General features: G+C 61.4%; 10 protein-coding genes and 2 pseudogenes. 7 read left to right on the forward strand and 5 right to left on the reverse strand.

Annotated features, from left to right (window positions below; genetic code table 11):
- Together G568_RS0116920 and G568_RS19315 are read right to left on the reverse strand one after the other, a co-directional pair.
- A partial coding sequence (locus G568_RS0116920; protein WP_026759104.1) for an IS3 family transposase occupies nucleotides 1-255 on the reverse strand: 255 nt, incomplete at its 3' end.
- Nucleotides 256-277: 22 nt separating this feature from the next.
- A complete protein-coding gene (locus tag G568_RS19315; RefSeq protein WP_051203144.1) occupies nucleotides 278-661 on the reverse strand; it encodes a DUF302 domain-containing protein in 384 nt (127 codons plus the stop codon).
- A gap of 315 nt (nucleotides 662-976) precedes the next feature.
- Between G568_RS19315 and G568_RS0116930 the strand changes: the two genes are divergently transcribed.
- The 6 genes from G568_RS0116930 to G568_RS0116955 all read left to right on the forward strand — a co-directional run bounded on the left by G568_RS0116930 (nucleotide 977) and on the right by G568_RS0116955 (nucleotide 7225).
- Nucleotides 977-1861 carry a class I SAM-dependent methyltransferase gene (locus G568_RS0116930; protein WP_157084451.1) on the forward strand — a complete coding sequence of 295 codons (885 nt, stop codon included), beginning with the start codon at nucleotides 977-979 and terminating at the stop codon, nucleotides 1859-1861.
- A 246-nt stretch (nucleotides 1862-2107) separates the two neighbouring features.
- Entirely contained in the window at nucleotides 2108-3625 is a 1518-nt protein-coding gene (locus G568_RS0116935) for a winged helix-turn-helix domain-containing tetratricopeptide repeat protein (protein ID WP_026759097.1), read from the forward strand.
- Nucleotides 3626-3730: 105 nt separating this feature from the next.
- Nucleotides 3731-4027 (forward strand): hypothetical protein, encoded by a 297-nt coding sequence (locus G568_RS0116940; RefSeq protein ID WP_026759098.1) that lies wholly within the window; start codon nucleotides 3731-3733, stop codon nucleotides 4025-4027.
- Entirely contained in the window at nucleotides 4024-4389 is a 366-nt protein-coding gene (locus G568_RS19320) for a hypothetical protein (protein WP_245582975.1), read from the forward strand. Before G568_RS0116940 ends, G568_RS19320 begins: the two co-directional genes overlap by 4 nt.
- 825 nt (nucleotides 4390-5214) lie before the next feature.
- Complete coding sequence (locus G568_RS0116950) at nucleotides 5215-6204, forward strand: NADPH:quinone reductase (RefSeq protein ID WP_026759099.1); 990 nt, start codon at nucleotides 5215-5217, stop codon at nucleotides 6202-6204.
- A 367-nt stretch (nucleotides 6205-6571) separates the two neighbouring features.
- Nucleotides 6572-7225, forward strand: a complete 654-nt coding sequence (locus G568_RS0116955; RefSeq protein ID WP_157084452.1) for a class I SAM-dependent DNA methyltransferase — start codon at nucleotides 6572-6574, stop codon at nucleotides 7223-7225.
- A gap of 140 nt (nucleotides 7226-7365) precedes the next feature.
- Here G568_RS0116955 and G568_RS19325 read toward each other — a convergent pair whose 3' ends face one another.
- From G568_RS19325 to G568_RS0116970, 3 genes and pseudogenes are all read right to left on the reverse strand, one after another.
- The gene (locus tag G568_RS19325) at nucleotides 7366-8709 is read right to left on the reverse strand and encodes a dicarboxylate/amino acid:cation symporter (protein ID WP_051203145.1); all 1344 of its coding nucleotides are present in this window, start codon (nucleotides 8707-8709) and stop codon (nucleotides 7366-7368) included.
- A 184-nt stretch (nucleotides 8710-8893) separates the two neighbouring features.
- Nucleotides 8894-9280 (reverse strand): annotated as a pseudogene (locus G568_RS20065) (OB-fold nucleic acid binding domain-containing protein); the annotation flags it as partial.
- A 188-nt stretch (nucleotides 9281-9468) separates the two neighbouring features.
- Nucleotides 9469-10374, reverse strand: a complete 906-nt coding sequence (locus G568_RS0116970) for a DMT family transporter (RefSeq protein ID WP_026759102.1) — start codon at nucleotides 10372-10374, stop codon at nucleotides 9469-9471.
- A 560-nt stretch (nucleotides 10375-10934) separates the two neighbouring features.
- Between G568_RS0116970 and G568_RS0116975 the strand changes: the two are divergent.
- Nucleotides 10935-11177 (forward strand): annotated as a pseudogene (locus G568_RS0116975) (IS256 family transposase); the annotation flags it as partial.

Genomic DNA, 11177 nt, shown 5'->3' on the forward strand with positions numbered 1-11177 from the left:
GAACTGGGTGGCTTTTTTTAATATATCCCTCTCCTCCTTGAGGATACGGTTCTCGCGCCGAAGCCGTTCGTTCTCCCGCGCAAGCTCGCGATCTTCGACTGATACCACATCCGTGTCGCGGTGAGCCGTCACCCATTTGTTCAGCGTCGAAAGCCCAACACCAAGATCGTCGGCAACCTGACGCCGTGTTAGCCCGCTGGTCAGTGCAATTCGCACCGCGTCTTTGCGAAATTCATCCGTTCTTCCTGTGCCCATAGTTCGTCTCCTTTGCTGCACATTATGCTATCAAAGGAGCGGCACCAAACCGCGACAGGTCCAAACCGAGATCGAGCATGGACATTTCGGTGCCGCCGTCATCGGTTTCGTAGAAAGCCATATTGCCGCAGGGCATCATCGCCATGACGTGCAGGCCGGCCTCGACGATATCGGGACCAAGAGGAAGGTAGCAGACCTTCAGCGCCGTCACCGCGCCGCCCGCTAATCCGAATTCGGCGAGGAAGAGCCAATCTTCTTTAGCCTCGACATGCTCGCGGATCGCAGCGACGGCTTCGCCGCGTTCCATTTCGAGCGAGTGGATGATAAACATCTCGTCGGCAGCAATCGCGCTGCCCGCAAGGGCGACGGCAGTCGCAAGGCCGGTAAGCGTGATCGGGCGTCTCATGCGGTTGGTCCTCCATATCGGATGTCGTGCCTGAATTTGCAGCAGCGCAAGTAAGGCGCGTTCAGAGCAAGAGTAGCGGACGGGTCCAGACCGGGCTTGATTGTTTCCTGATTATTGGCTGAACAACGCCTGATCACTGCGCAACGATCTGATATAGAGACAGATTGCACACGACCGACCTGACTGATCATCAGGAAATCACCACGACTCCGACAAGCTTTGCATCGCTCGATCTGGATAGAATGAACATGTGGCCTCGGCATCCTTCAGCCGCGCGGTCCGGAGACATTCAGCACGGAGGATCCAATCATGAGTATGGCCGAAACGGCAACCGGCGCTCCCCGGGAAGACACGGAATTCGTCCGCTTCTGGAACGAGGTTCTGGCCCCGAAATTCACTCGATTCCGCCACGTTCTGGTGGGCGGACTTTCCTATCACAGCGAGGCGGTGTTCCCGAAACTGCCGGTCGAGGCGGGCGACCGCGTGCTTGACGTGGGTTGCGGCTGGGGCGACACGGCGATGAAGCTGGCCCGTATCGTTGGGCCAGAGGGTGAGGTGGTGGGCATCGACTGCTGCGACGCCTTTCTCGCGGATGCCCGGGCCGATCTGGCGAAAACGGATCTGACGAACGTGACCTTTCAGCGCGGCGATGCTGAGGTGGCGTTGCCGGAGGGAGAATTTGACTTCGTGTTCTCGCGTTTCGGCACGATGTTCTTCGCCAATCCGGTGGCGGGTTTGCGCAACATGCGCCGCGCGCTGCGTCCGGGCGGGCGGATGGTGCACATCGTCTGGCGCGACAGGGCCGATAACCCGTGGCTGTCGATGGCCAGAGACATCGTGCTGGAATATCTGCCGGCGCCGGGCGAGGATGCGCGCACTTGCGGCCCCGGCCCATTCTCGATGTCCGACGATGCGACGGTGCGCAAGATGATGGAGATCGCCGGCTACACCGACATTGCATTCGAGCGCGTCGACGCCCCGGTGCGCGTGGGCGACGATGTCGAGGACGCCATCGCATTCCAGCTTGCCATCGGTCCCGCCGGTGAGGTCTTCCGCGAGGCCGGAGACCTGGCGGAGGCGAAGCGGCCCGAAATCGAGGCGGCGATGGCCGAAGCGATCGATCGCCAGGTGCGCGATGCAGATGGCATCGTAATCGACAGTTCCTCCTGGGTGATCAGCGCGCGCAATCCTGGCGACTGAGTGCGCAGAGCGCTCTCTTTCTGCTCCCCGCGTTGAGCGGCGGCGTGGGATTCGCTATACTTACCTATCCGTCGGCAATGCGGCTTACCGGCGAAGCCCGGCGGGTCGCAAAGGTAGGAAGCGATGAATTCGCGGCAAGGTGCGCATGCGTCCAGGATTGAACGCACGCTTGATGGTGTTGTGGACGCTGCGGATTCGGGCGCGTGCAGAGAACCAGCCGGGACCTTGCACTTCGGTCCGTTCGAGATGGATTTCGACCGCTATGAGTTACGCCTCGAAGGCAGGCCCGTCGCGCTTGAGCCGCGCACATTCGATCTGCTCGCATTGCTCGCGCGCAATCGCGGCCGGACCGTGACGCACGACGAGATCTTCAGTCACCTCTGGCCCGGGCGCTTCGTTTCCGATGCTGCGCTCAGCAGCCAGATTCGATCGGCCCGTAAGGCTCTCGGCGATAATGGCAAACGCCAGGCAATCATCGCCACCGTCCATGGCCGCGGCTTCAGGTTGCGCAACGCGGCCCTCGCCCCTGATCCCGCGCCGCAGTCGCCGGGCGAGCTGGACCACCGCGACAATCCGGCCCCCTGCGTCGCCGTCCTGCCCTGTGCCGCGCCCGGCGACGACGGGCGGGGCGCTGTGATCGCCGGGGGACTGCACGAGGATCTCATCAACGCTCTGTCCCGCAATCGCTGGATGCACGTTGTCACCCGCAACACCGCCTTCGCTCTGGGGCGGTCGGGTGAACCGCCGGACGAAATACTGCACCGGCTGGGGGCCGACTATGCCGTGACGGGCAGTGTGCGCCTCGCCGGGGATCGCGTCCGCGTGACGGTGCAACTGACCGAGACGCAAGGGTTGCGCTGCATATGGTCGGATCGGTTCGACCGCCGGCTGCGGGATCTCTTCGATCTTCAGGACGAACTTTCGGGCCTCATTGCCGCGCGCGTCGCAAGCCAACTTGGCATCAGCGAACAGAAGCGCGCCGCGCGGCTCAGGCCCGCCAGCCTGGGCGCCTGGGAACTCTACCAGCTCGGCACTGCCGAGTTCTATCGCTTCACAGCCACGGGCAACCGGCGTTGTCAGGACCTGATGCGTCAGTCCCTGGCGCGCGCGCCCGGCTTCGCGGAACCCCATGCCCGTCTGGCCTATGCGATGGTGCTTGAAAGCGTCTATTTCGAAGGACCGACGGAGGAATCCCATCTGGACGAGGCGTTGCGGCTGGCAGAACGCGCGGCGGCGCTGGATGATCAGGAGGCCAACACCTTCTTCGCGTTGGGGCGGGTGCAACTGGCACGCGGTGACTACGAGCGAGCGATCGACGCGCTCGAGGCCGCGCTCGAACTCAATCCCTACCATGCCCTGTCGCATTGCGGATTGGGAGATTCGCTTGTCTCGGACGGCCGGCCCGAGGCAGCGATCCCCAGCTTTGAGCGCGCGCTCGCGCTCAGTCCGAACGACCCGTTTCGCTGGGCTTTCATGTCTTATCGCTCGTTGGCTCACATGTTCCTCGGCGACCATGCGGCGGCCGTGCACTGGGCGAGCAGGGCGGCGCTGGTGCCGAACGCGCACTACTGGGCGCGCGCCAAACTGATATCTTGGCTGGCCCATTCAGGGGATCTCATCACGGCGCGCACGAATGTCCCAGCACTGATGCGCGCGCGTCCCGGATTTTCGTGCGAATTCGCGCGCTCGCGGCTCTTCTTCGTGCGCGACCCCGCGCATCTGGACCTCTTCCTCGACGGACTCCATCGCGCCGGCGTTCCGTAGAAGACTTGGCGACTCGCCTGGGCTCTGATGATGTGAACACCCCCGTCCTCCGACGGCATAGATGTGCCAAAGTGGGTCTGCGATGATCCACAAAGAAGGACGGTCATGTCACAGATTATCCCGGTTGGGCTCGATCTGGCGAAGAGTGTGTTTCAGGTTCTTGGAGCCGACGATCGCTTGGGCAACCTTCAATTGCTTCCTGGCCACGAGAATCTGGAGAAAGGAGATATTCCATTTGACGCTTGGATTACCAGCCGCAGTGATACCTATAGGGAGCGGCACATGATCAGTTACAAGCCGGATCTCTGGACTGCGCGGCAGTTGCCTGAGTTCGTCGCGGATAGGGAACGACTTATTCGCGAACGCTTGACAAAACTGGCGACGAGCGCGTTGGCGGCATGACCCGTGAAGAGCTGAGACGCGCCTGCCTGATGCGACTGGACGAATGCGCGATGGAGCATCCGTTGGGGCATCAGGGCAACAAGGTGGCGCGATATGTCCTGCGTTCCAAGACGGGAAACGCCGCGGAACTGATGTTCGAGAAGGGGCCTGGTTCGCCGCCGAACCTGTGGGTCTTGGAGCAGCGCGTCGCCGATTTGCTCGAACAGCCGGGGCTGGAGCTTCGGCATTCCCCGGCATCGACGCTGTTCGCTTCAAGGGCATCGAACGGAACGCCGCGCTACGGTCGCCATTCAGCGCTTAAGCCCATGAAACAGCTCGCACATGCGGATTTGATCTGTTTTCCGGATCAAAACTCTCGGTGAGCTGGATCGGATCCTTGAAGTCCTGGCAAGATAAAGCCCGCAGGAGTTGATTTCTTCCATCCTCTCGTGCCGTGACGATTGGTTGGACGATTCATTGGTGATGCTTGATGGACGATGATGTCGTATGGCATAGATCGACAACACAGTGACGTCGCGGATTTGCCATTCGCTTTGTGGCTTCGCCAGCGCCGGGCGAGGAATGGCTGCGCTGGGATCAGGAATGGCTCGAGTGCCCGATAGTCGCACACCGCCGGATCCCATGGCACGGTGCGATGTCCTAGAAGGGGCGAGTATCCGTGATGGGGATGCGTTCTGGCGCCGCACAGCTACTGCGATCGGAAGCTCCCATATCTAGGCAACCCGGATTTCGGACGGCTCTGAGCGCAGGAATCGACGGGGCCAGCGTAACTGTGCCTTATTTTTTGATGGCCCGTAGAGGATTGCAGAAGCGACCTTCTGGGACACCTGTCTTGAGCATCTTTTTCAAGTGCCCGCGCGACAAGAGGGGCACGCACGATTGCGCGCTGACGGGTTGCACTCTTGGGTGTTCGGTAGGTCGGGCTGAATGTTCAACACCAAGCAGCGATCATTAACATACACCTGCGAATACGCCCTCCCCCGAAGAAGGCAAAGGCAGAAGAGCGCCCAACTATCCTCTGCCGTCGCGGTGGGATGTGCGCTGTCGCGCCGCTGCAGGCGCTCACTTCGCTTTCAAGTGAAGGGTTGCGCCGGATAGCTTGATTTACGCCACGATATGGTCAAGGTGGGGCGCGCCGGCCCGCCGCTCCGGGCAGGCCGTTTTGTCACTTCGTCAGGAGCCAGATCATGCGCGCCGTCAGCTACACCAAGTTCGGCCCAGCCGACAAGGTGCTCGAACTAACCAGGCTTGACACCCCAAGCCCCGCCGCTGGCGAGGTCCTTGTGCGGGTCGCATTCTCGGGCGTTAATCCGTCTGATGCCAAGGCCAGAGCCGGAGCGCGGCCGGGCGTGACCAAACCTGCCTTTGACCGTATCATCCCGCATTCCGATGGCTCCGGCGTGATCGATGCCGTTGGCGACGGCGTCGACCCGGCGCGCGTCGGGCAGCCCGTCTGGATCTGGAATGGCCAGTGGCAGCGCGCCTTTGGCACCGCCGCTGACCACATCGCACTACCCGCTGACCAAGCGGTGCCCCTTCCCGAGGGCGTGTCCCTGGAAGCCGGGGCTACGCTTGGAATACCGGGCCTGACCGCCGCCCAGACCGTCTTTGGCGGTGGCGAGGTGGCTGGAAAGACTTTGCTCGTCAGCGGCGGTGCCGGCGCGGTCGGGCATGATGCCGTGCAACTGGCCAAATGGGCCGGGGCCACGGTGATCGCCACCTGCGCGGCGTCGGGCATTGACCGCGTGCGCGCGGCGGGGGCCGATCACGCGTTCGACTATTCAGATCCCGACCTGGCCGCGAAGATCAACGACGCCAGCGGTGGACAGGGAGTCGATCGCGCGGTCGAGGTTGAATTCGGTGCAAATGCTGCCTTGTTGGCTGAGGTGATGAAGCCTCTGGGCACCATCGCCGCTTATGGGTCTGGCAAGGACATGACGCCGCAAATTCCATTCGGAGCGTTCCTTTTCAAGGCGCTGAAGATTGATGTGACGTTGATCTACATACTGCACGCCCCCGAAAGGCAGGCAGCCATAGCGCGTTTGCATCGGGCGCTGGGCGAAGGCGCCTTGCGCCCTTCCATACACGCAATTTACCCGCTCGATGCCTGCGCTGCCGCGCAAGACACCACGATGACACCGGGGCGTGCGGGCGCCGTGCTTCTGGATTTGCGATAGCATGCGGTGATCATGCGAGGCGGTGAGCGGACTTGAGCAGCGTTTCCACGTAAGAGATAGCACGAGACACGCCCGCATCCTTTGGTTGTTGCGTCGCTGACTGGCGGACTGGGAATTGCCGCCTGCCTGGCTGCCAGGTCGTAGCAGCCCGAACGCATCGTGCGGGATGTGTGGTCGGTCATGTGCCGCCTATCGCTACCAATGACGTTTGGCGCAGCGACTGACGGTTCGATCGGGAGTTCCGCAGCGCAGGATTGCTTCGGCGGGCGAGACCGTTTACCAAGCGCGGCGATAGCGTCCAGAACCAAGGTGTCACCACCGCCCTTATGTGAGGCACCTGCCAAGCGAGGTGGTCAAGGAGGATATGATGCAACGCAATCACGGCCAACAATCGTCTACTCTTAAATCTCTTCGCCAGGGAACAACGGATTCCCGTGCCGTCCAGAGCTACTACGATGACTGGGCCGACAGTTACGATGAGACACTGTCAGAGTGGCAGTATCGAGCGCCCGAAGACGCCTCTGACCTCCTAGTGCCGCATCTCGGTGATGGCGCACGAGTTCTGGATGTCGGATGCGGCACTGGCCTGTTGGCGAGTGCCCTGCGCAAGCGCGGCGGTTACACAGTTGATGGCATCGACATATCGGCCGCTTCCCTGCATTTGGCAGAACGGCGCGGCGACTATGCGCGGCTAATACACCACGACCTGCAGGACCTTCCTCTCCCCGTGAAAGATAACGCCTATGACGCCGCCGCGTCGATCGGTGTCCTGACCTATATCGAAGACGCCGAAGCGCTTCTGCGCGATCTCTGCCGCTGCGTCCGCACCGGCGGAGCAATCACCTTCACGCAGCGCACCGACCTGTGGGAGGGCCGAAACTTCCCGGATATGATCGCCCGCCTGGAACGCGACGGCCTCTGGGCCAATCCCCATATCACCCCGCCGCAGAAGTATCTTCCCGGCAACGAGGAATTCTCGGACGAGATCAATGTCATCCATACCCTTTGCATAGTCACCTAAGGGCGGGCGATCAGCGCGTGGGTCTCAAGTTGGGCTGCATTGCTGGGGATGGGTTCTGGCACCGCACAGCTTGCCGTTTGGGTATCCTATTGGGTGTGATAAGTGGCCCGCCAGAGCTGCTGAGAGCATTTCCCTACATATCAGGTTGGGCTTGTGTCACCTGTTTGCCCAACCGCGCGAAATAGCACCGCGGCGACCAGATCGCCGGTGACGTTGACAGCCGTCCGGCACATGTCGAGCAGGCGGTCGACGCCAAGGATTATCACCATGCCCTCGACGGGGATGCCCATGCTCGTGGCCACGTTGATAAGAATGGCGATGCTGACGCCCGGCGTGCCGGGCGCGCCGATGCTCGAGGCAACAAGTGTGCCGACCACCACGCCGATCTGTATCGCCGTCAGCTCGACGCCGGCGAGCTGCGCAAGAAACAGGATGGCAACCGCCTGATACAATGCGGTGCCCGCCATGTTCATCGTCGCGCCCAATGGCACCACGAGGTTGGCGATACTCTCCGGCACGCCAAGCTGACGCGCAGACTGTATCGTCACGGGCATCACCGCCGAGGAACTGGACGTTGAAAAAGCCAGCAACAGGTTGCTGCCCGCCGCCTTCACGAAACGCAGCGGCGTCACCCGTGCAAAGATCAGCGCGACCACGAGGTAGAGACACAACAGCCCGGCCAACCCCAGCAGCACGGTGCCCACGTATCCCGAGATCCCAAGCATGGTTTCAAACCCCATGCGCATCACCAGTTGCGCCATCAGCCCGAAAACCGCAAACGGCGCCAGGAACATGGCCCATTTCACGATGTTCATGGAGATCGAAAGCAAGGCTTCCATCAACGCCAGAAAGGGCGCGGCAACGCTGCGCTGAACCTGCGTGACCGAAATCCCGACCAGCAGCGCCAGCACCACGACCGCCAGCATATCGCCCTGCACGATCGAGGCGGTGGGATTGGATGGCAGGATATCGACGATCATGTCCGGCAAGGTCAATTGCGCGTTTGGCTCGGGGCTGTCGGGCAAGAGGTCGGTTGGGGACGAAGGGCCGAGTTCAACTGCGGGAACGGAGAAGCCGGCAAGCCCCATGCCTGGTTGTAGCCACTGGGCCAGCGCCACGCCGATGGCCGCCGCCAACGTCGTGGTCAGGAGGATAAATGCAGCCAATCGTAGCCCAACAGACCGCAGTTCCTCGCCCGATCCGGCCCCGGCCAGTCCGCCCACGATCGACGAAAAAATCAAAGGGATAAGAACCATGGCGATCAGCGCCAGAAAGATCTTTCCCGGCAAGGCTAGCCAGAGTCCGATTACCTCGGCTATCTCGGGCGGAACGAATCCCGCGGTTTCGCTCAGCAGCAAACCCAGGCCAAACCCCAGAACCATCCCGGTGATGACCTGTGCCCAGAGCCTGGACGTGATCCAGACCCGCAGCTTGAAGCGCTGCCGCGCGATCTTCATAGGGATGCCTTGTGTGTCGTTTGCCATGACAGAGCGATAGCACGACACGAGGTCGGGAATAAGCCGCCATTGTATCGGGCGGCTTTGTGGCGGAAGACTCGCGTGCCCCCAAGCGGATCCGCCAGTCCTGGCCATTCGCTGGCGAAGTAGAGAAAAGGCAGCACGGCGATGAGCTGGCCTGACTGTTGTCGTCAGGCGCGGCAAGCGGCCGTCAATGAAAGTCCCGGCTCGGAAACAGCCTCCTGGTCTGTTCCCTGGGGTGCCTGGCAGTAGGCCGGATGCTGCCGGTGCGCCGATTGGTGTCAACCGCCTGACCAAGGGATGAGAGCATCGGGGACAGATCCTCGATCCGTTCGGCGATCAGGTGCGTGACCTGGCCCTCGCGCTCGATCCGGCCGGTGACGCGCAGGAGCCGCCCGGCGATCACGGTCTTGCGGAGGGCCTCGTAGGTCTTGCGCCAGACCACGATGTTGGACACGCCGGTTTCGTCCTCCAGCGTCAGGAAGACCACGCCGGAGGCGGTGCCTGGGCGCTGGCGGGTGATGACGAGGCCGGTGACGGCGATCCTGCCCGTTGCTACGAACAGGCGTGGGAACGGCGGTGCGAAAGTCGGCCACGGTAGCGACGGGATGTTGATCTCGAATATTGGCTGACTAAAATATCTAGGCAAAAGGATTGTGCGCCGCTCGTGATCAGTCGTCTGACTCGTAAGTTAGAGCAACGTGGTTCAGAAGATTCTGAGAGCTAAAGCTATTGCTCCGAAGGTCTGTGCCGACAGCTCGCGCGCTATTGCACGTGACGTGGTCTCACCAAGGTGAGGCCGGTCAGCATTAGAGCGGTTGCAATGCCGATCATCGGTGAGGCAGCCTCACCCAGGAACACGATTGCGATGAGAACGCCGGAAATTGTCACCACATAACTCACCTGCGTGGCGAAAACTGCGCCAGCCTTTTCGATCAGCCATATCAGGCCGGAGTAGGCACAAATGTGAAGCGCCGTTAGCACGATGACCGAAAGTCGGGCATGATCCAGAGGAAATGGATTGACCCATATGCCGGGCAGTGCTGCAAGTGGCGCCGTCAGAAAGAACGCTGCCCAGGACAAGCCGCACAAGATCACCATTGGGTCGAGCCGCGGCATGCGGATCTTGTCAATGCATACGTTCTCAGTGGAATAGCTGAGAACCGAAAGTATCGGCAGTGCGACCCATATCCACTTGGTCGGGTCCGGGAGACTGCCGTCAGGCAATACAATAAGGACAATCGCGAGCAACCCGAGAAGAATTCCAACGATCTTGCGCGGTGTCGGGCGGTCGATCCCGACAAGGGCAGTCAGCAGCATTGTCACCATCGGAACGCCTGCAAGCACGATTGAAATGATGCTGGCAGGCAGGTGGCGGGCAGCGAGATAGCCGAGGGGATGCGGTATCGCTGTGCCCAGCAACCCGAGGAAAAGAAAGAAAAGCAGGTATGGGAGTCTCACGGGCAATCGTCTCCCAGTGGCGCAAACCACACAGCTCAGAACAATAGCGGTGATAAAGGTCTGCCATATAGTAATGCCGATGGGGTGCAGGCCTGTGGAAACGGCAACCTTCCCAAGCGGTGTTGTTGCGCCCCATGAGATACCGACGGCCAGCATGACGGCCCAGAGCACTGGACGCGATAAGGTTGGGGCGTGATTCAGGTGGATCATGAGAGCCTCCGACGCATATCGAACAAGAGGCTCCTTTCGCCTGTGCCAGAGGCTTTAACGGATTTATAAGGTCGATCGCGAGAGAAGTCACGCGGTTCCAGGGAGCTCCGCCGGTTTTGGCCATTCGGTTTGTGGCTTCGCCAGCGCCGGCGCGAGGAATGGCTGCAAGCCGGTATACCGTCTGATCGCCGGATCCCTTGGCAGAGTGTTCGATGTCCTAGAAGGGGCAGGTATCCGCGAGGGGGGTGGGTTTTGGCGCCAGACTCTTACGGCAGTTGGAACCTCCCAATACCAATGCGACACATCGTGATGTGCTATCCCCCTGATAGCGCTCAGGGCCAGCAACACGCTCGGTCAAAGGTTAGGGGGAACTGCTGCAATGCGCGCTGACCGAATCCTGCGAGCTTGCAAGCCGGCGTAGCAGTTGTCTGGTGTCGATAGGGGAGGTGGTAGTCGCCGGAATGAGATATAGTTGAAAGTTGGTGATGGCCCCTGAGGGGCGGCATATCATGGCGGTGTTCACGCGCCGTCAATTCTCCGAAGAGAAAGGGATATGCCACATGACGAAGTCTACCATCACGCCATTGCCTGATCCATCGGGATTTTCGCCCGATCCGCTGACGGATATCCTGCGCTCCGGCGCGCGTCGCCTGATCGAGCAGGCGGTGGAAGCGGAACTGGCCGCTCTGCTTGCCTCCCATGCCGATGACAAGACCGAAGATGGCCGGTCCCGCCTCGTGCGCCATGGCTATCTGCCGGAGCGCGAGGTCATGACCGGGATCGGCCCGGTGCCGGTGAAGGTG

The organism is Sediminimonas qiaohouensis DSM 21189, assembly GCF_000423645.1.
Lineage (GTDB): Bacteria > Pseudomonadota > Alphaproteobacteria > Rhodobacterales > Rhodobacteraceae > Sediminimonas > Sediminimonas qiaohouensis.